At 75.1% G+C, this 19,118-nt stretch carries 19 protein-coding genes and 1 pseudogene; 8 read left to right on the top strand and 12 right to left on the bottom strand.

The genetic code is table 11. From position 1 onward, the window contains the following. The 7 genes and pseudogenes from FB454_RS29640 to FB454_RS29625 form a co-directional block, all read right to left on the bottom strand. Window positions 1-651 (bottom strand): helix-turn-helix domain-containing protein, encoded by a 651-nt coding sequence (locus FB454_RS29640; protein WP_145823917.1) that lies wholly within the window; start codon window positions 649-651, stop codon window positions 1-3. Beyond that, the gene (locus FB454_RS35080) at window positions 648-1,136 is read right to left on the bottom strand and encodes a hypothetical protein (protein ID WP_186461680.1); all 489 of its coding nucleotides are present in this window, start codon (window positions 1,134-1,136) and stop codon (window positions 648-650) included. Before FB454_RS35080 ends, FB454_RS29640 begins: the two co-directional genes overlap by 4 nt. Then, on the bottom strand, window positions 1,133-1,381 hold the full coding sequence (locus FB454_RS35075; RefSeq protein ID WP_186461679.1) for a hypothetical protein: 249 nt from the start codon (window positions 1,379-1,381) through the stop codon (window positions 1,133-1,135). Before FB454_RS35075 ends, FB454_RS35080 begins: the two co-directional genes overlap by 4 nt. Next, window positions 1,378-1,911, bottom strand: a complete 534-nt coding sequence (locus tag FB454_RS35070; RefSeq protein WP_186461678.1) for a hypothetical protein — start codon at window positions 1,909-1,911, stop codon at window positions 1,378-1,380. The genes FB454_RS35075 and FB454_RS35070 overlap by 4 nt, the downstream gene beginning before the upstream one ends. 246 nt (window positions 1,912-2,157) lie before the next feature. Continuing rightward, window positions 2,158-2,490 carry a hypothetical protein gene (locus FB454_RS29635; protein WP_145823916.1) on the bottom strand — a complete coding sequence of 111 codons (333 nt, stop codon included), beginning with the start codon at window positions 2,488-2,490 and terminating at the stop codon, window positions 2,158-2,160. After that, complete coding sequence (locus FB454_RS35545) at window positions 2,453-2,881, bottom strand: hypothetical protein (protein WP_486485478.1); 429 nt, start codon at window positions 2,879-2,881, stop codon at window positions 2,453-2,455. Before FB454_RS35545 ends, FB454_RS29635 begins: the two co-directional genes overlap by 38 nt. Before the next feature lie 65 nt (window positions 2,882-2,946). Continuing rightward, a pseudogene (locus FB454_RS29625) lies at window positions 2,947-3,141 on the bottom strand (DivIVA domain-containing protein); the annotation flags it as partial. A 225-nt stretch (window positions 3,142-3,366) separates the two neighbouring features. Here FB454_RS29625 and FB454_RS29620 point away from each other — a divergent pair. The 4 genes from FB454_RS29620 to FB454_RS29605 are packed head-to-tail and all read left to right on the top strand — an operon-like array spanning window position 3,367 to window position 11,039. After that, on the top strand, window positions 3,367-6,552 hold the full coding sequence (locus FB454_RS29620) for an FtsX-like permease family protein (protein ID WP_145823915.1): 3,186 nt from the start codon (window positions 3,367-3,369) through the stop codon (window positions 6,550-6,552). Then, window positions 6,549-9,278: an FtsX-like permease family protein gene (locus FB454_RS29615; RefSeq protein WP_145823914.1), complete on the top strand. Its 2,730-nt coding sequence runs from the start codon at window positions 6,549-6,551 to the stop codon at window positions 9,276-9,278. Before FB454_RS29620 ends, FB454_RS29615 begins: the two co-directional genes overlap by 4 nt. 1 nt (window position 9,279) lies before the next feature. Continuing rightward, window positions 9,280-10,314 (top strand): ABC transporter ATP-binding protein, encoded by a 1,035-nt coding sequence (locus FB454_RS29610; RefSeq protein ID WP_013284833.1) that lies wholly within the window; start codon window positions 9,280-9,282, stop codon window positions 10,312-10,314. After that, window positions 10,314-11,039 carry an ABC transporter ATP-binding protein gene (locus tag FB454_RS29605; RefSeq protein ID WP_030274707.1) on the top strand — a complete coding sequence of 242 codons (726 nt, stop codon included), beginning with the start codon at window positions 10,314-10,316 and terminating at the stop codon, window positions 11,037-11,039. Before FB454_RS29610 ends, FB454_RS29605 begins: the two co-directional genes overlap by 1 nt. 46 nt (window positions 11,040-11,085) lie before the next feature. Here the strand turns inward: FB454_RS29605 and FB454_RS29600 are convergent, their stop codons facing one another. Together FB454_RS29600 and FB454_RS29595 are read right to left on the bottom strand one after the other, a co-directional pair. Beyond that, complete coding sequence (locus tag FB454_RS29600; RefSeq protein WP_030274704.1) at window positions 11,086-11,538, bottom strand: GNAT family N-acetyltransferase; 453 nt, start codon at window positions 11,536-11,538, stop codon at window positions 11,086-11,088. A 47-nt stretch (window positions 11,539-11,585) separates the two neighbouring features. Next, window positions 11,586-12,734: an RsbRD N-terminal domain-containing protein gene (locus FB454_RS29595; protein ID WP_030274702.1), complete on the bottom strand. Its 1,149-nt coding sequence runs from the start codon at window positions 12,732-12,734 to the stop codon at window positions 11,586-11,588. Between the two features lie 172 nt (window positions 12,735-12,906). On the opposite strand from FB454_RS29595, the gene FB454_RS29590 reads away from it, so the two are divergent. Further along, window positions 12,907-14,184, top strand: coding sequence for a beta-propeller fold lactonase family protein (locus FB454_RS29590; protein ID WP_145823913.1), 1,278 nt, complete (start codon window positions 12,907-12,909; stop codon window positions 14,182-14,184). 45 nt (window positions 14,185-14,229) lie between these two features. On the opposite strand, the gene FB454_RS29585 is transcribed toward FB454_RS29590, so the two are convergent. Both FB454_RS29585 and FB454_RS29580 read right to left on the bottom strand, forming a co-directional pair. Continuing rightward, complete coding sequence (locus FB454_RS29585) at window positions 14,230-15,834, bottom strand: alpha/beta hydrolase (RefSeq protein ID WP_186461677.1); 1,605 nt, start codon at window positions 15,832-15,834, stop codon at window positions 14,230-14,232. A 19-nt stretch (window positions 15,835-15,853) separates the two neighbouring features. After that, the gene (locus FB454_RS29580; protein WP_091329494.1) at window positions 15,854-16,966 is read right to left on the bottom strand and encodes an ATP-dependent DNA ligase; all 1,113 of its coding nucleotides are present in this window, start codon (window positions 16,964-16,966) and stop codon (window positions 15,854-15,856) included. Between the two features lie 136 nt (window positions 16,967-17,102). On the opposite strand from FB454_RS29580, the gene FB454_RS29575 reads away from it, so the two are divergent. Further along, entirely contained in the window at window positions 17,103-17,315 is a 213-nt protein-coding gene (locus tag FB454_RS29575) for a hypothetical protein (protein ID WP_013284840.1), read from the top strand. A 253-nt stretch (window positions 17,316-17,568) separates the two neighbouring features. Further along, on the top strand, window positions 17,569-17,991 hold the full coding sequence (locus tag FB454_RS29570; protein ID WP_145823911.1) for an SRPBCC family protein: 423 nt from the start codon (window positions 17,569-17,571) through the stop codon (window positions 17,989-17,991). Between the two features lie 60 nt (window positions 17,992-18,051). Here FB454_RS29570 and FB454_RS29565 read toward each other — a convergent pair whose 3' ends face one another. Further along, entirely contained in the window at window positions 18,052-18,540 is a 489-nt protein-coding gene (locus FB454_RS29565; protein ID WP_013284842.1) for a GNAT family N-acetyltransferase, read from the bottom strand. 55 nt (window positions 18,541-18,595) lie between these two features. On the opposite strand from FB454_RS29565, the gene FB454_RS29560 reads away from it, so the two are divergent. After that, window positions 18,596-19,117: a DUF1990 domain-containing protein gene (locus FB454_RS29560; protein ID WP_013284843.1), complete on the top strand. Its 522-nt coding sequence runs from the start codon at window positions 18,596-18,598 to the stop codon at window positions 19,115-19,117. Window position 19,118: the final 1 nt, after the last annotated feature.

Here is a 19,118-nt window from a genome sequence, read left to right as displayed (position 1 = left end):
TCACCGGCCGGACTCCACCGGCGCGATCCGCTCCGACCGGCACGGCCCGCAGTGCCCCGCGTACTGGCCCGGGTGATCCGGGCACCGCGCCGGCGGCGGCGCCGGCGCTCGAGGAACGCCGCGCGGCGGCGCGGCCGGGCCGCCGGCCCGGCGCCGCTCGCGCGCCCGGATGGTTCTAGGACGTTCAAGGACGTTCGGGTGGCACAGCTGCGCCACCCCAGCGGTGGCGTCTAGCGCCACCCCAGCGGTGGCGCTGCGCCGGGGTGGCAAGTCGCCGGGGGTGGCATCCTGCCGGGGGTGTGGATACTCGCCGCCGTCGATCCCGTCAGGTGTTCGATTCTGAACACCTGACCCGTCCGCGGGGCCCGCCGGCGCGGCCGCGGGCTCCTCCCGGATGATCACCGTGTACCGGTTGGAGGACCGGCCGCCGGCCGAGGCGGACACCGCGAGGTGCCCGCCGTCGACCAGCCGCCGGATCACCCGCTGCACAGTCCGCTCGTCGAGCCGGACCTTGCGCGCCAGGGTGGCCACTGAGGGCCACGCATTGGCGCCGGCGTCGTCCGCGCAGTCCGCGATCGCCAGCAGCACCAGCCGCTCCGTGCCGCCGACCGGCGAGTGGTCCCACACCCACGACATCACCCGCACGCTCACCGCTGTGGCCCGCCTTCCTCGTCGACGGCGCCGGGCTGGGCTTCCCCACCCGTGGGAGACCGGCCGGACAGCCACTGCTCCACCTCGCCGGCCAGCTGCCCCCCGTCCGCGACCGACACCTCAGTCAGATCCTGCGCGGCCGCCTGGCGGCCCAGCTCCAGGACCGGCCCCGGGTCGCCGTCCTCCGCAGCCCGGCACGCCTCCCGCAGCCGCCGCAGCTGCTCCAGCAGCCTCTCGTACCGCTGCTGCTCGTCGCGCCGGCCCGCCTCATAGGCGCTGAGGTACAGCTCTTCGGCCTCTTCCTCGCTGGTCACGCGCTTCTGCTCACCGATGGTCAGGCCGAGGGTGAACGCCTCGGTGAGGTCCTTCGCCGTGTGCATCCGGCCACCGGGCCGGTGCCGCAACGGCCGCTGCCTCGGCGTGGAGCGCGGCGCCCGCCGCTCGTCGTCCGGCCGGCCCACGACCGCCACCCGCCGCCCGCTCACCGCGCACCCACCCGGGCCGCCGCCGCCAGGTCCAGCAGCACCCCGGCCAGCCGCACCGCCGCACCGGTGGACAGGATCAGCACCCCGTCCGGCGCGGCCGGGTCGTGCGCCGGCGCGCCCGGCTCCCCGACCGGGTGCCACTGCAACACCTCCACCCGCGGCCGCCCGTCGACCGAGCGCAGCAACTGCGCCACCACGCCCGGCGCGGCCTCGGCCGCCGCGGCCACCGCCGCCGGCCCGCTCACCGCCGACCGCCCCGGGCCGCGTCGACCAGCTGCCGCACCCGGTACACCAACGCGGTGGCCTGCCCCGTGGACAGCAGCACGCGCTCCGACGCCGGGACCGGCGTACGCCGCCCGTCCACGACCGTCAGCGACAGCGCGGGCTCCGCGCCCTCGCTCACCGCCTGGACCAGCGCCACGTCCACGATCACCGGCTCCGGGCGGCCCGTCTCCACGTGCGCCACCGCCGAACGGTGCTCCAACCGGCGGCCGCAGTCGTCCAGGTCGCACCACGCCGGGTGCCCGGCCAGCTGCCCGGTGGGGAACAGGTAGACGTGCCCGCACGTGCGCTGCACGTCCGGCGCCATCCGCAGCCGGTGAGCCGTGCGGTTCGTGCCCTCGATGGCGTCCGTCGCCGGATCGGCGTGCTGCTCGCACGTGTAGACCGAGGCGTCCAACGAACCCGGCAGGCCCTCGCTGGTGTTGCTGAACACCTCCAGCCGCACTGTGGCCGGCCGATCGCACGCGGGCAGGGTGAACGGTAGATTGCCCATGGGTCGCGACCTCGCTTCGCGATCAAGGGCCCGGCCGGAGCTGGAATCTCCGCGTCCGGGCCCGTCCTTTCGGGCGGCTGGATCCGCCCGATAACCTCCCGTACTTCGCTCGTGGTCTGTCCAGGTCAAACGCTGGCTAGCATGTCGCTAGATGTGGGGCTCCCCGAAGATGCCCGGCGAGCCGAAGCGGGTCCAGCCCTCGAAGGACCGCGACCGCCCCCGCTCCTGACGCCCCCCCAGCAGCGGTCAGACGGGCGGAGGCGGACACTCCAGCACGGCGATCGAGTTCCCGGCGAACAGCCCCAGGTGCGGGTGCCCGGAGAAGATCCGGACCGCCTCGTCGTGCGAGTACGCCTCCACGATCGCGTAGGCGACCAGGTTGTCCGTGAAGTCCTCGACGCCCCGCGCCGTGACCAGCTTCTTCCCATACAGGGGAGCGCCGGGGTCGACGAGGGCGCTCTCGTTGGCCTGCGCCCATGCCGCCCAGGCGTTCATGAAGTCGGTCTGCTGCTGTTCGGTGAGGTCGGCCTTGCCGGCCTCGTCAGCGGCGCCGTTGAAGAGTGCAAGGAACCTGCCCATCCCCGGATGCTACCGACGGTACGCCGCTCGCCCGGCCCGGCGCGCGTTCGCGAGTGGAACACCACGGGTGCCTACGGGCCGCGGAGACACCCATGACGTTCCACCCGACGCGGGCCGGCACGGCTCGGCGTGCGCCTGGCGTGTCGGGTCGCGCGCCGCACGAACCGTCGTGGTCGTTGCGGTGGCCGCACCGGCCGGCGCCGTCGAGCCGGGCGTCGCACCAGACCCGGGTACGCGCGAACTGGCTGTCCTCCTCGCTCAGCGTGGTCTCGCCGAAGTCGATGACCGTGACGTGGCCGAGCGACTCGCGCAGCGTCACCGCGAGGGCGGCTGCCTCGTCGGCGCTGGTCAGCGTGGTGGGCAGGTGAATGATCCAGCGTTGCTCGATCATCGTGGCCACCCGCCCGGCGGGGCGTCCGGGTCACGGAGGCGGCAGGCGCGATGCTGGGACTGTCACTGCCGCAGCGCCTGGCGGACGCGCTCGGCCTCGGTCCGCGTGGTGACCAGCTCACGGCTCAGACGTTCGAGTTCGTCGGCCGCCCGGTCGAGGTGGTCGCGTACCTGGGCCGGGTCGAGACCGCGCCAGCGCCGGTCGAAGAAGGCAGCGCGGACGTGGTGCGGGAGCAGGCGTTCCCCGGTCACGTAGATCACCGCACGGGCGCCGTCTGCTCGGCGACGAGCGTGTGGATCTGCCGGTCGGTGAGCCCGCGCAGGTCGAGCACCCGCCGGCCCCGGTCGTGGGCACATCCGCCGGCTGCCTCCCCCGGATATCCGCGCGGGAAGGCCGATAACGATCATGTAACGGGCGCGAACCTTTTGGTGGGCGTCACTGCTCTCTCTCGGCATCGGCCCGCCGGGGCCAGGAGAGGATGTCGGATGAAGCTGGTGTGGAGGCGGGCGATAGAGGCCCGTGGGCTGCTGCTCGCCGCCGCTGTCGCGGCACTCGTCGCGGTCGCGTTGGTCACCGGGCTCTCCGACTACAACCGCCGGGCCGTCGAGGCGGGCGCCCGGGCGGTGCTCGACGCCGCACCGGCCGAGGAACGCAGCCTGCTGATCAGCGGCTCCGGTGGCGCCGACGCCGCCGCGTTCGCCGAGCGGGACCGGGCGGTACGGGAACAGTTCGCGAAGGGGCTCGGCGGCGCCCCGGTCACAGTGGCCGCGAGCCGCTCCGGGACCGGGCGGGAGCTGACCGGTGACGTGGGCGCCGCCCGTACCGACGACGATCCGATGTTCGCCAACCTGGCCACGCTCGACGACCTGCCCGCGCACGCCGAGCTGGCCGCCGGGGCGTGGCCGGTGCCCGGCAGCAACCCGTTGCAGGTGACGTTGCCGGAGAAGGTGGCCGCGCAACTGAGCCTGGAGGTCGGGGAGCGGGTGCCGCTGTACGACCGGGGCGCGGAGCGCGCCGGCACCGTGGTGGTCGTCGGCACGTGGCGGCCGCGGGACGCGTCCGAGGCGTACTGGCGTCTCGCCCCCGGGGTGGGGGAGAGCCAGGGCGACGCGGAGATCACGTCGTACGGGCCGTTCGCGCTCGACCCGGCCGACTTCGCCCGCACCTTCACGGGCTCCACCTCGGCGGCCTGGGTGGTCGACCCCGACCTGGTGGCGGTCGAGCCGGCCCGGCTGCCCGCCGTGACCACAGCGCTCGACGAGATCACCGGGAAGCTGCCCGAGGCCACCGGCCTGGGCTCCTCGACACAGCAGGTCAGCCACCTGGACCGGCTCGTCGACCGGCTCAGCCGGGCCGACCTGGTGGGCCGGTCCGCACTGCTCACCCCGCTGCTGCTGATCGTGGTGCTCGGCGGGTACGCGCTGGTGCTGGTGGCCGCGCTGCTCAACGAGGACCGGCGGGCGCAGACCGCACTGCTGCGGGCCCGGGGCGCCGCCCGGGGGCAGATCGCCGGGCTGGCCGTACGCGAGGCGACGCTCGTGGTGGCGCCGGCGCTGCTGCTGGCTCCGGCGCTGACCGGGCAGGCGATCCACTACCTGGGCGCGGACCTGGGGCTGGCCGACGGCGATCTGGCCCGGGTGTGGATGGTCGCGGTCGGCGCGGCGGTGGGCTGCCTGCTCGCCATGGTGCTGCCGGCGATGCGCCGGGCGGGCACGTACGTCGCGGACATGGCGTCCCGGTCGCGGCCCTCCCGGGGAGCGGCCGTGCAGCGGGCGAGCGTCGACGTGGCGCTGGTGGCCCTCGCCGTGCTCGCCTGGACGCAGCTGCGGCAGTACTCCTCGCCGCTCGCCGGCGCGAACGGCAGCCTCGGCATCGACCCGCTGCTGGCCGCCGCGCCCACCATCGGCGTGCTGGCCGGCGCGGTGATCGCGCTGCGGCTGCTGCCGCCGACCACCCGGCTCGCGGAACGCTTCGTCGACCGGCGGACGTGGAACGCCACCATGTTCGGCATGTGGCAGGCGGGCCGGCGCCCGCACGCCGGACCGGTGCTGCTGCTCGCGCTCGCCGTCGGCGGCAGCACACTCGCCTGGTCGCTGGTGGCCTCCTGGGAACGCTCGCAGCGGGACCAGGCACAGCACACGGTCGGCGCGGACCTGCGGCTGACCGAACGGGACGGCACCGCCCCCGCGGACCGGGCCGCCCAGCTGGCCGCCGTGCCCGGCGTGGACCGGGTGCTGCCGGCCTGGCGCGACGACGTACGCCTGGGCCGTGAGGCCCGGCCGGCCACAGTGGTGGCATTCGACGCCGCCGCCGCGAAGGGGATGATCCGGCTCGACGACGCCGGTGGTGACGCGTCCACCGGCGCCCTGCTGGACCGGCTCGCGAACGGCCGGACCGCGCCGGCCGGCGGCGTCCTGCCCGAGGGGGCGAAGACGCTGTCCGGCACCGTGCGCACCCCGGTCGAGAGCATGTACGAGCGGCCCCGGGTGGCTGTCACCGCGTTGTTCGCCACCGACGCCGGGGCCACCTGGCGGGTCCGGCTCGCCGAGGGGGACGGCGACGGCAAGCCGGTGCGCTTCTCGGTGCCGCTGCCGGACAGCGGCGGCGTCCCGCTGCGCCTGGCCGGTTTCGAGGCCGACGGCGGTGACGCCACCGGCAGCTCGTACCGGCTGCTCCTGGACGAGCTGCGGCTCACCGACGCCGCCGGGGCGGCCCTGAAGCTGCCGGTGGAGGGGTCCTGGCGGGTGATCGACCCGGGCGCCGGGCCGCGCGACACCGCCGAGGCGAGCCCGACCCGGATCGACGGGACGCAGGGCTTCGACGTGCCGGCCGGGCTGTTGCAGTTCGCCCGGGTGCCCTCGTCCCGGTTCGCGCTGGTGCCGCAGGCGCCGGACCGTCCGGTGCCGGTGCTCGTCACCCCCGGCGTGGCCGCCGCGATGAGCCTCAAGACCGGCGACACCGTCAAGCTGTCGGTCGCCGAGGTGACGGTCGAGGTCACAGTGGTCGGCCAGGTCGCCGCGGTGCCCGGCACCGGGGGCGACGGGGTGCTGCTGGACCTGCCCACCGCCACCACACAACTCCTCGAACGCAGCGGCGGCGTCCGGCCGGTGGCCGAGTGGTGGCTGGGCACCACGCCCGGCGGGCACACCGCCGCCGCTGACGCGCTCGCCTCGACCGGCGGCACGGTGCTGCTCGACCGGCGGGCGGTGGCCGCGGAGGCCGCGGAGGATCCGTACTGGCAGGGCGCGCGCACCGGGCTGCTGGCCGCTGCGCTCGGCTCGGTGCTGCTCGCCCTGGTCGGTCTGGCGGTCGACGTCTGGGCCACCACCCGGCGCCGGCTCACCGAGTTCGCCGTGTTCAACACGCTCGGCGCGAACACCCGGCTGCTCGCCCGCGCGTACCTCGCCGAACAGACCTTCCTGGCCGCGATCGGCGTCGGCGTCGGGATGCTCGTCGGCGCCCTCGTCGCGGCCACCATGGTGCCGCTGGTGATCCTCACCCCGGCCGCCGGCCGGCCGGTGCCCGAGGCGGCCTTCACAGTGCCCTGGCTGCCGATCGGGACGACAGCCGCCGGGCTGCTGCTCGCCGCGCTCGCCTTCGCCGCCCTCATCACCACAGGCATCCGCCAGCGGGTCGCCGCCGCGCAGCTCCGGATCGGAGGAGAACGATGAGCCTTCCTGGTGCCGCGCGCCGGGTACGCGCATACGGAGGGCAGTTCCTGCTGCTCGCCGTCCTGACCCTGGTGACCGCCCTGCTGATCACCGGCGTGCCCCGGGTCGCCGACCGGCTGACCGGGCAGGGGCTCACCGAGTACGTCGCAGGGCAGCCGGTGGCCCGCCGCGACCTCACGTACAGCACCGCGCCGACCGCGTTCCCGCCGTCGACCCGGACCGCCGTGACCGGTCACGCGGCCGAGCTGGCGGGGATCGAGGAGGCGATGCCCGGCGTGGTCCGGGACACCATCGGCCAGCGTTGGTACGTCGCCCAGACCGTGCCCGGACGGCTGCGCGGCCCGACGCTCGCCCCCGAGAAGGGCCTGATCGACGTGCACCTGCGCGCCGGTACCGGCATCAAGGAGGCGGCCACACTGGTCGACGGGCGGTGGCCGGAACGCCCCGTCGCCCCGGCCCGCACGGTCGAGGTGACGCTCGCCGAGACGATCGCCGGCACGCTCGGCGTGAAGACCGGCGACCGGTTCCTGCTCCTGATGCTCGACCCGGACGACAACGTGCTCAAGTCCCTCCCGGTCCACCTGGTCGGTGTGTGGCGGCCGAACGACCCGGCCGACGGTGTCTGGGACACGCTGCCGTCGATGCTCAAGCTCTCCCCGCCCGAGGGCGACGGCGACCCGTTCGTGGGCGTCGCCTACACCGCCGACGGCGGCGTCGACGAGGCCGTCGCGACCGGCTGGCCGGTGAGCTTCGGCTGGCGGTACCGGATCGCCCCGGACCGGCTCGAACCGGGCCGCCTCGACGCGCTGATCGCCGGCGTCGACGGGCTGGACCGGGCCCGGCCCGCCCAGATCGAGATGACCCTCACCCAGGGCGTGGACATCCCGCTGCGGCGCTTCGCCGACGCGCTGGCCGCCGCGCGTACCCTGCTCGCGGTCATCGCGGCCGGGCTGCTCGCCACGCTGGCCGGGCTGACGCTGCTGGCCGCCCGGCTGGCCGCGCGCCGCCGCCGCGCCGAGTTCCACCTGATCCGGGCACGCGGCGGCTCGACCGGCGCGGTCCTGCGCCGCGGCCTGGCCGAGTCGCTGCTGGTGCTGCCGGCCGCGGCCGGGATCGGCTGGCTGCTCGGCGGGCTGCTGCCCGGCACCGGGGCGTCGTGGCGCTGGGTGGTGATCGCCGCGCTCCTGGCCACGCTGCTGCCGCCGCTCGCCGCGCTCGCCGTCGGCCGCCGGGCCGGTGGACGTGCCGACCTGGGCGGCCGGTCACCCGCCGTCCGGCTCACCGTCGAGGTGGTAGTGCTCGGGCTCGCCGTGCTCGGCGCGTTCCTGCTGCGCCGCCGCGGGCTCACCGCCGGTTCGGTGGACCCGCTGCTGGTCTCCGTGCCGGTGCTGCTGGCGATCGCGGCGGCGCTGCTGGCGCTGCGCGCGTACCCCTGGCCGTTGCGGCTGGTCAGCCGCGTCGCCGCCCGGGCGCGCGGCAGCGTCGCGTTCCTCGGCACCGCCCGGGCGGGCCGGGCCGCGACCACCGGGCCGCTGGTCGTGGTGGTGCTGGCCGTCGCCACCGCCGCGTTCTGCGGCGTGGTGGCGACCGGCATCGAGACCGGCCGGGACACCGCCGCCGCCCAGGCCGTGCCCGGTGACCTGCTGGTACGCGGGGAGCGCTTCACGCCGGACACCGCGGAGAAGCTGGCCGCGCTGCCCGGGGTACGCGCTGTCGCGCCGCTGCTCACAGTGCCGGCCGAACGTCCGTACGCCGACCGCGCCGGACGCCCCGCCCCGGTCACCGAGCTGCGCGTGGTGCTCGTGGACGGCGAGCGGTTCGCCGAGGTGGCGCGGCAGGCCGGCGTACCGGTGGACGTGCCCGACCCGGTGCGGGCCCGCACCGACGGGAGCACGCCGCTGCCGGCGCTGGTGTCTCCGGCGGTGGCCGGGGAACTGGCCGACGCCGGGCTCGCCGACGCCCGTGGTGAGCGGCCCGCCTGGCTGGACGTGCAGGGCAACCGGCTGCCGGTGCGGACCGCCGCCACAGTCGACGAGTTCGCGCTCGTGGGCGAGGGCATACGCCGGTTCGTGGTGCTGCCGTGGCCGGCGTTGCCGGCCGACGCCCCGCACCAGCTCGCGCCGACCGGTTTCGTGCTCGCCGGGTCCGGCGTGGACGCGGCCGAGGTGGACCGGGTCGCGAGCGACGGGCAGCGGCGCTACCTGCGCATCGGCGAGGTCGACGCCGGGGACAAGGCCCGCGCGCCTGAGGTGACGACCCGTTCGGCAGTGCGTGCCGACCTGGGCGGCAGCGGCGTGAACGGCCTGCTGGTGTTCGGGTTCGTGCTCGGCGCCGGGGGCGGCGCCGCGCTGGGGCTGCTGGGGCTCGCGCTCGCCGTGCTCGCCGGGGCCCGCTCGCGCGGGCAGGTGCTGTCGCGGCTGCGCACGATGGGCCTGTCCCGCCGCCAGTGGCGCGGACTGCTGATGGTGGAGCTGACGCCGCTGGTGCTGGTGTCGGTGCTCACCGGAGCGGTGGTCGGCGCGTTGCTGCCGCTGCTGCTCACACCGGTGCTCGGGCTGCCCGCCTTCACCGGGGGCGTGGACGTGCGCCCGAGTTTCGAACCCGGCCTGGTGGCCGGGGTGTCGGTCCTGGCCATGCTGGCCCTCGGCTTCGCGATCACCGTGGAAGCCGTGAACAACCGCCGGTTGCGCCTCGGCGAGGTGCTGCGGCTCGGAGAGGAGAGCTGACATGACCGCGACCGCTTCCGGCCACCCGGGCCCGGCGCGTCTCACGCCGCGTGACGAACCGTCGTCCGCCGTACCGGACCTGGCGTCGCTGCAACAGCGCGCCGCCCAGCGGGCCGCCGAACGGGCCGGCGGGCGCGACCGGCTGCGCGGGCACATCGTCTGCGACGGCCTGGTGCGCATCTTCAAGACCGAGGGCGTCGAGGTCGTCGCGCTCCAGGGCCTCGACCTGGTCATCGACCGGGGCGAACTGGTCGCGATCGTCGGCGCGTCCGGCTCCGGCAAGTCGACGCTGCTGAACATCCTGTCCGGGCTGGACACCCCGACTGCGGGCATCGCCCGGGTCGCCGACTACGACCTGCTGTCGCTGTCGAACAAGCGGCGGCTCGCGTACCGGCGCGACGTGGTCGGCTTCATCTGGCAGCAGACCGGCCGCAACCTGCTGCCGTACCTGACCGCGCTGGAGAACGTGGAACTGCCGATGAAGCTGGCCGGCCGGGCCGGCGGAGGGCGCAAGCGGCGGGAACGCGCCCGTGAGCTGCTGGACATGGTGGGCGTCGGCTACTGCGCCGACCGCAGGCCGGGCCAGATGAGCGGCGGCGAGCAGCAGCGCTGCGCCGTCGCCGTGGCGGTGGCGAACGACCCGGAGATCCTCTTCGCCGACGAGCCGACCGGTGAGCTGGACGAGGCCACCGGCGCCGAGGTCTTCGCCGCGCTGCGCACCATCAACGCCGAACTGGGGGTCACCATCGTGGTGGTCACCCACGACCACGCCGTGGCCGGCCAGGTCCGCCGTACCGTCGCGATCCGCGACGGCCGGACCGCCTCCGAGGTACGCCGGACCGCGCGCGTCACCGCCGACGGCGGCACCGAGATGGTCAGCGAGGAGTACGCGGTGCTCGATCGCACCGGCCGGATGCAACTGCCGGCGCAGTTCGTGGAGGCGCTGTCCCTGCGCGACCGGGTCCGGCTCAACCTGGAACCCGACCACGTCGAGGTGCGCCCCGGCGACCGGGCGCACGGCGAGGAGAGTGAGTGATGACCGACCAGACAGTGGTGCTGCCGGCGGTGCCGGGGACGGCCGTCGACGACGTGGTCCGGGTCGAGGGGGTGAGCCGCACCTTCGGCAAGGGGGAGCACGCGGTGCTCGCCGTGCGGGACGTCTCGTTCACTGCGGGACGCGGCGAGCTGGTCGCCGTCCGGGGCCGCTCCGGCGCCGGCAAGACCACGCTGCTGAACCTGGTCGGCGGCCTGGACCGGCCGGACGCCGGGCGGATCCGGGTGGCCGGGCACGACGTCACAGCCGCAGGTGAGCGGGAGCTGCTGTCGTTGCGCCGGGGCACCATCGGGTTCGTGTTCCAGACGTTCGGCCTGGTGCCGATCCTGTCCGCGGCGGAGAACGTCGGGGTGCCGCTGCGGCTGGCCAAGGTGCCGGCGGCCGAGCGGGAGCAGCGGGTCGCGGTGCTGCTGGAGCTGGTCGGGCTGGGCGGGCACGCGGCGCAGCGCCCGTACGAGCTGTCCGGCGGGCAGCAGCAGCGGGTGGCGGTGGCCCGGGCGCTGGCGAACGAACCGGACCTGCTGATCGCCGACGAGCCGACCGGTCAGCTCGACTCCGAGACCGGGCGGTCGATCATGGACCTGCTGCGTGCGGTGGTGCACGCCCGGGGCATGACAGCGCTCGTCGCCACGCACGACCCGGCGCTCATCGAGCTGGCCGACCGTACGCTCACACTGCGCGACGGCCGGCTGGTGTCGGAGGACTGATCCGGGTGCCGGGCCGCGCGCCTCCGTGCGGCGGCCCGGTGCCGGGTCAGAGCGCCAGCTTCATGCCCTCGTGGCTGGCCACGAAGCCCAGGTCGCGGTAGAACCGGTGCGCGTCGGCGCGCTGCTTGTCGGTGGTGAGCTGCACCAGCGCGCAGCCGTGCTCCCGGGCCCTGTCGATCGCCCAGCGCATCATCGTCCGGCCCAGACCGCGGCCGCGCCGGTCGGAGCGGACCCGCACCGACTCGATCAGGCAGCGTTCGGCGCCGTGCCGGCCCAGCCCCGGGATGTACGTGAGCTGGAAGCAGCCCACCAGTTCCCCGCCGTCGTCAGCGACGATCAGATGGTTGCGCGGGTCGGCGTCGAGGTCGGCGAAGGCACGCTCGTACGCCCCGTCCACCTCGGGCAGGTCGCGGGTGCGGCCCAGCACGTCGTCGGCGAGCAGCGCGAGCACGGCGGGCAGGTCGGCGCGGACCGCCTCCCGGAAGATCACCTCGGTCACCGGGCCAGCCTGGCACAGCGCCGCGCGCCGGTGTGGCCCGGGCGGCGTCAGCCGTCGTCCAGCCAGCTCCGCAGCGCCCACCACCAGTGCACGGTCTCCGGCACCGTGCACCGGGCGCCCTCCTCGACCGGCGGCCCGCCGGTCAGCTCCCGCAGCCGCCGCAGCCGGTAGCGCACCGTGTTCGGGTGGACGTGCAGCTCGGCGGCCGTCTGGTCCAGGCGCTGGCCGTGGTGCAGCCAGGCGAGCGCGGTGCCCGCCAGCTCCCGGTGGAACTCGTCGGCCGGGTCGAGCGCGCCGAGCAGCGTGCCCCGCAGCAGTTCGGCCAGCAACGGCTGGGCGGCGAGCGCGGTCTCCCCGGCCAGGTCGGTGACCTGACGCAGCCCGCGCAGCCGCCGATTGGCGGCCGTGGCCAGCGCCGCCAGGCAGAGCGCGTACATGTCCGGGGCCCGTGCCAGCGGCTGCGCCGGCGCCACCAGCGTCAGCATGTCGGCCGGCGCGGCGTCGGGCGGTCGCGGCAGCAGCCCGGCCAGCCGGTCCCCGACCGTGCCGAGCAGGCCGCCCCGCGCGGTGAGCTGCCGGTGCAGCGCGTACGCCCGGACCGGGTCGGGCGGCGCGGCGACCAGGCAGTGGTAGCGCCCGTCCGGCCGCAGCCCGAACCGGGTCAGCTCGGCCGGTTGCAGGCCCGCCGGACCGTCGCGCAGCAGCCGCCGCAGCAGGTGAGCCCGGGCAGCCGCGCCGGTACGTGCCAGTTCCCGTTCGGCGCCGCGGTGCCCGTCAACCACCGCCCGCTCCACCGCCGCGGCGTACCGGCCGATGGTGAGCAGCCCTTCCAGCAGCACCTCGTCCGGGATGCCGGCGGCCCGCCCGTGCCGGACCACCAGCTCCACCGCCCGGTCCCGCCCGGCCTGCACCCCGCGCAGCAGACCGGCCACCGAGACGCCCTGCGCCGCCCGGTCCGCGCCCAGCCGCCGGGCCTCGGCGAAGTCGCGTCCGGCCGGGTCCTCGCGGCGTTCCAGCGCACCCAGGCCACTGGTCAGCAGCAGCACGACCTGGCGGCGTACCTCGTCGGCCGGAAGCCGGGCCACCTCGGGGGAGTCCGCGCGGGCCGCCCGCGCCACCTCGTCGACAGCGGCCGGATCGGCGGACAGGTCGCGCAGCAGCGCGCCGAACGTCGGGGCCTGTCCGATCCGGGTCATCGGCGTCCGCCGCCCTCCGGTTGTCGACGCGGCACAACCGGGCCGCGCGGGCGTTGGCGTCAGGTCCCTAGCCCGGGCGGGCGGCCGGTTGCTCTCCTGGTTGTTACCGCAAGGTAACACCGCTCGCGCCACTGAGAAACGTCGATGTCGTACCGGCTGCCAGGAGGCGTCCATGACACCCGTGCCACAGCACCCGTCCCGTACCCGCCGCCGCCGCGCCGGCCTGGCCGTGCTGGCCGCGCTCGCCCTGGTCGCGCCGGCGCCGCTGGTGACCGCGCCCGCGCCGGCCGCCGCCGCGGCGGCGCTCCAGGAGGTGATGTTCGTCGGCAACAACTGGGACGGCACCGCCGACGTGATCCGGTCCCGCGGCGACTACGCCAGGCTCGGCCGGATCAACGTGATCCCGGACCGCGCCGCGCGGCTGCGCGAGATCTACCTCAACCCGATCAAGCTGGCGTTCTTCCTCGGCATCCGGCAGGGCCCGGGGGAGGGCCACGACCAGCTCATCGACGACATGTACACCACGCCGGACGGCACCGCGCTCGTGGTGTCCCGGCCCAGCTTCGCCGACGTCGTCTCGATCGACCTGGCCACCGGCGCGCTGCGCTGGCGGTTCCCGGTCTCCGGCTACCGCGCCGACCACATGGCCGTCTCGCCCGACGGCACCCGCGTCGCGGTCTCCGCCTCCACCTCCAACACCGTGCACGTGCTGGACATCCGCACCGGCGCGCAACTCGGCTCGTTCGGCGCCGGCGACAAGCCGCACGAGAACATCTACACCGACGGCGGCACCCGGCTGTGGAACATGTCCATCGGCGAGGTCAACACCGACCTGGACGCGCCGTGGCTCGACTGGACCAAGGGCGACCGCCGGATCACAGTCGCCGACACCAGCACGTACCAGGTGGTCAAGGTGATCGACATGCGGGACCGGCTGGACGCCGCCGGCCGCCGGGACCTCTCCGACGCGGTCCGCCCCGCCGTCTTCACCCCGGACGGCAGCCGGCTCTACTTCCAGGTGTCCTTCTTCAACGGCGTCGTCGAGTACGACGTGGCCACCGACCGGGTCACCCGCGTCGCCACGCTGCCGAAGAACCCGGCCACCAGCGAGGACCGCACCACCTGGGTCAACGACTCCCGGCACCACGGCCTGTCGATGAGCCCCGACGGCACCCGGATCTGCGTCGCCGGCACCATGGACGACTACGCCACGGTGCTGGACCGGGCCACGCTGCGCGAGGGACCGCTGGTGCCCGCGAGCAAGCCGTACTGGGCCACCGTCAGCGGGGACGGCCGGGACTGCGTGATCTCCGAATCCGGCGCGGACCAGGTCACCGCGATCAACTTCGCCACCGGGCAGAAGGTCGTGAGCGTCCCGGTCGGCGACCACCCCCAGCGCGTCCGTATCGGACACATCCCGGAGGGCTGGACGCCCCCGGCCGCCGGCTGACCGGCGGCCCGGCCGGCGTCCGGACCCCGGCCGCCGGCCGCGCCGTCACCGGGCGGGGCAGCGCAGCCCCTCCCGGGGGACGGTGAGCGAGATCAGGTACGCGTCGACCGCAGACGTCACGCACGAGGTCTGCGGGTAGGCGGTGTGCCCCTCGCCCTCCCAGGTCAGCACCCGTCCCACGCCGAGCATCGACGCGAGCGCGGGCGTCTGCTCGTACGGCGTGGCCGGGTCACCGGTGGTGCCGACCACCAGGATCGGCGGGGCGCCGTTCGCCCGGCCGGTCGGATACGGATCCCGCTCGCCCGGCCACTCCACGCAGCCCAGCATCCCCACCGCCAGGGCGGGACCGAACAGCGGATACTTCTGCCGCCACTGCGACTGGAGCGAGCGGACCTGCTCGCGCGACGGCTTCTCGGTCTCGTCGGCGCAGTTGACAGCCAGGTTGGCGTCGAACAGGTTCGAGTAGTGCCCGTCGGGCTCGCGGCCCGCGTACGCGTCGGCCAGCTTGAACACGCCGTCCGGGTCGCCGCCCTGGAGGTCGTCGATCGCCCGGGCCAGCTCCTGCCAGCCCTGCTCGGTGTAGAGCGACGAGATCACCGCGTAGAAGACCCAGCCGGCGGTGGCCTTGCGGCCGTCCTGCGCGCGTACCGGAGAGTTCTTCGCCTTGGCGATCGCGTCGGTGACCGCACCGCGGGCGTCCGGGGCGATCGGGCAGCGGCCCGCGTTCGCCGCGCACCACCTGGTGAAGTTGTCGAACGCCCGTTCGAAGCCCTTCGCCTGGCTCTCCGACCCGGCGATCAGCTTCTGCTGCGGGTCGACCGCGCCGTCGAGCACCAGGGCGCGCACGCGCTGCGGGTAGAGCTGCGCGTAGGTGGCGCCGAGCAGCGTGCCGTAGGAGTAGCCGAGGTAGGTGAGCTTGTCGTCGCCGACCGCCGCGCGGACCGCGTCCATGTCCCGCGCGGCCTGCTCGGTGCCGTAGAGCGGGAGCTGGTCGCCGTACTTCGCGCCGCAGCGCTCGCCGACCCGCCGGTTGAGGCCGACGAAGCCGTCGAACGACGACTGGCTCTCCGGGTCGGGGTCGTAGCCGAAGCTGGCGTCCAGGTCGGCGTCGGAGATGCACTTGACCGGGCTGGACCGGGCCACCCCGCGTGGGTCGAAGCCGACGATGTCGAACCGGTCGGTGATCGCCGTCGGCAGGCCGCCGAACGCCGGGCCGAATGACAGGTAGACGGCGGTGTCGACGCCGGACGCGCCGGGACCGCCCGGGTTGATGACAAGCGAGCCGATCCGGTCGCGCTGCTTGGTCGAGCGGGCCCGGATCAGCGCGATCTCGAACGTCTCACCGGCGCCCGGCCCGGCGGTCGCGCCGGTGGTGGCCCCGGTGCCCCAGTTGCGCGGCACGGCGATCCGGGCGCAGTCGTAGCGCATGTCCGCCGCGCCCCGGCCGACCAGCTCGTCGGGCACCTCCGGGCAGGCCCGCCACTCCGGCGCGGTACCCGGCGGGGCGGCCTCGCCCTCGCTCTCGGCGCGCGGGGCGAACGCCGGCAGCGTGCAGCCGGCGGTGAGCACCACCGCCGCGACGAACGCGGCCAGGACGGGCCGGAACCGGCGGGTCCGTTCGGGGAAGCGGGTCACGTGGGCGCCCTCCATGATCGTGTCGACCGTCAGGCTACGCCCGGCCGCGGGTGTCACCGACCGTCGCCGCCGGATCGCCGCGCAGCACCTCGTCGACGTCGTAACGGATCGGGCGGTCGAGCTGACCGTAGTCGCAGGAGCGGGGATCACGGTCGGGTCGCCAGCGCAGGAACCGGGCGGTGTGCCGCAGCCGGTCGCCCTCCATCGCGTCGTACGCCACCTCGACCACCAGTGCCGGACGCAGCGGCTCCCACTCCAGGTTCTTGCCGCCGGTCCACCGGCTCACCCCGCCCGGGATGCGCTGGCCCCGCTCGTGGTCGCCGTGCACCCACGGGTGCTCGCCGCCGACGTCGCGGTAGGGCTCCAGCTCGTCGAGCAGCTCCTTGCGGCGGGCCATGGTGAACGAGGAGCTGACGCCGATGTGGTGCAGCACGCCGTTGTCGTCATAGAGGCCGAGCAGCAGCGAGCCGACGACCGGACCGGACTTGTGCCAACGGAAACCGGCCACCACCGCGTCCATCGTGCGGGCGTGCTTGACCTTGAACATGAGCCGCTTGCCCGGCTCGTACGGCAGGTCGGCCGGCTTGACGATCAGCCCGTCCAGCCCGGCGCCCTCGAACACGTCGAACCAGCGCCGGGCCGTCTCCGGGTCGGTGGTCACCTGCGTCACGTGCACCGGCGGGCGCACCCCGGACAGCGCCTGCTCCAGCCGCTCCCGCCGCCGGGGATAGGGCTGGTCGACGAGCAGCTCGTCGTCGATCGCCAGCAGGTCGAACGCGACGAAGTCGGCCGGGGTGGTCTCGGCCAGCAGCTTCACCCGGGAGGCGGCCGGATGGATCCGCTGGGCCAGCAGCTCGAAGTCGAGCCGAGGCTGCCCACCCGGGCCGTCCCGGCGGATCACGATCAGCTCGCCGTCGACCGCGCACCGGGCCGGGAGCTGCCGGCGGGCCTGCTCGACCACCTCGGGGAAGTAGCGCGTCATCGACTTGCCGCCCCGGCTGGCCAGCTCGACCTCGTCGCCGTCGCGGAACACGATGCAGCGGAAGCCGTCCCACTTCGGCTCGTAGGTCAGACCGGCATCGGTGGGCAGCTCGGCGACGCTCTTGGCGAGCATCGGCTCGACCGGAGGGTTGATCGGCAGGTCCACGGCGACCAGTCAACCAGACCCCACCGACAGTGGTGAGGCAGATCACCGCCGGTGGCCGGGTGGCGTGTCCCGTCCCGGCCGCGTTCGTCACCGCCGCCCGAATGGTGGAACCGCAGGTCAGAGCTACCGTCGCGGCGTGCCGGAGTGGAGTTGCGAATGCTGCGGGCGCTGGCGGGTCAGCGTCGAGCTGGTCCGCGGCCGCTACCGCTACCGGCTGTCGCACCGCTACCCGCCGGAGCACGGCGGCGGCGCGAACGTCCTCGGCGAGGTCGGCTCGGTCGCCGAGCTGGAACACCTGCTGAAGCGGTACGCCCCGGTCTCCCTGGCCGATCTCCACGAGGCCGCCTGACCCGGCCGGGGCGAACCGCCTGTCGGCCGGCACCGAGCGGCGGAACGCCGGGTGACCCCTGGGGCCGGGCATCTCCGGCCCGGGCGAACCGCCGATCTTGGAGTTGTGGCACCTCATAGACTTCGCCGAACGGACATCCTGGGCGCCACAACTCCAAGATCGACGAGAGCGGGCGAGCGAGGGCGAGGGGCGGCGCGCGAGCGGAGGGCGGGCATAGGCTGAGTGGACCGTCCACGGGGGAGGGAAGAAGCCCATGCGGTTCGCCGAGTCCGTCGAGATCGCCGCCGACGTCGACCGGGTCTGGGAGGTGCAGAGCGACGTCGAGCGCTGGCCCGAGTGGACGCCGTCGGTCACCGCCGCCCGTCGGCTGGAGCCCGGTCCGCTGCTCCTCGGCTCGACGGCCCGGCTGGAGCAGCCCCGGCTGCGCCCGGCCGTGTGGCGGGTCGTGGAGATCTATCCGCCGTACTCGTTCGCCTGGGAGTCGGCGAGCCCCGGCGTGCGCACCCGGGGTGAGCACCGGCTGATCCCGCTGGAGGACGGGCGGACCCGGGCCGAGCTGATCCTGGTGCAGACCGGTCCGCTGGCCTGGCTGGTCGGGTTGCTCGGCGGCTCCACCATGCGCCGCTACCTGCGGCAGGAGGCGGACGGGCTCAGGCGCCGTTGTGCGCGGAACTGACCGAGGCGGACGGCCTCGGGCACCGCTGCGAGGCCCGCTGACCGGGGCCGGAGCGCCCGCTCAGGCGCCGTCCGGAGGTTCAGGGACCGTCTTTTCCAGCACGGCCAGGCGGTTGCCGTTCTCGTCCGGCCGGTGCGCCACCACCCGGTAGCCGCGGCCCGCGTACAGGGACAGGTTCGCCGCGCTGTCCGCGCCGGTGAACAGCGCGAACCGGGTCACCCGGCCGGCGCAGGCGTGCTCGACGGCGTCCAGCAGCCGTCCGCCGACGCCCCGGCCCTGCTGGTCGGGGGCGACCGAGAGACGGCCCACGTGGGCGGTGTCGCCGTCGAGGCGGGCGCGGACCGAGCCGACCAGGCGGGTGCCGCGCCGGGCGGCGAGCACCACGTCCGGCCCGGTCAGCGCCGCCCGTACCTCGTCCAGCGTCTCGGTCAGCGGCGGCAGGAACACGTCGCGGTAGCGCTGCGCCTCCACCAGGTACGCGGCACGCTGCACGGTGAGGATCTCCCCGGCGTCGGCGGGGCCGGCGGGGGCGATGGTCACGTCGGTCACCGGCTCAGCTCACCACAGCGTTCCCGGGCGGCCGTACGCTGGCTGGGGTGTTCCCATGAGCGTGGAGGTGACCGGCGTGCCGGAGCTGACGTACCCGGAGGTGGGCGCGACCCGCGACGGCGCCCTGCCGGCCGGTTACCACCACCTGCGCCACCGGGTCCGGCTGCCGGACGGCGGTTTCCCGCTGGCGGCGGACGCGGTGCTGGGCTGGCGGCTGCACCGCGCGGCCGGCGTGGTGATGCGCGCGGACGCGCCGCGCGCGGCACCCGGGGTACGGGTCACGCCGGGGCTGGGCGTCGGCCCGGTGCGGCTGTGGGGCCCGACCGAGGTGGTCTGGACGGTGGAGGAACCGGACCGGGCCGGGTTCGGCTACGGCACGCTGCCCGGGCATCCGGAGGTCGGTGAGGAGGCGTTCCTGGTGACCCGGGGCGTCGACGGCGTCTGGTTCGAGGTGACCGCGTTCAGCCGCCCGGCGCACTGGTACGTGCGGGCCGGCGGGCCGGTCGTGCCGGGTTTCCAGCGGGCGTACGCCTGGTGGCTGGGGCGGACGCTGCGGCGGCTGTGCCGGCGGCGCTGAC

The sequence above is a fragment of the Micromonospora sp. CNZ297 genome, from assembly GCF_007827625.1.
Note: the sequence above shows the minus strand (reverse complement) of the source record. Positions and strands in the feature narration are given on the sequence as shown.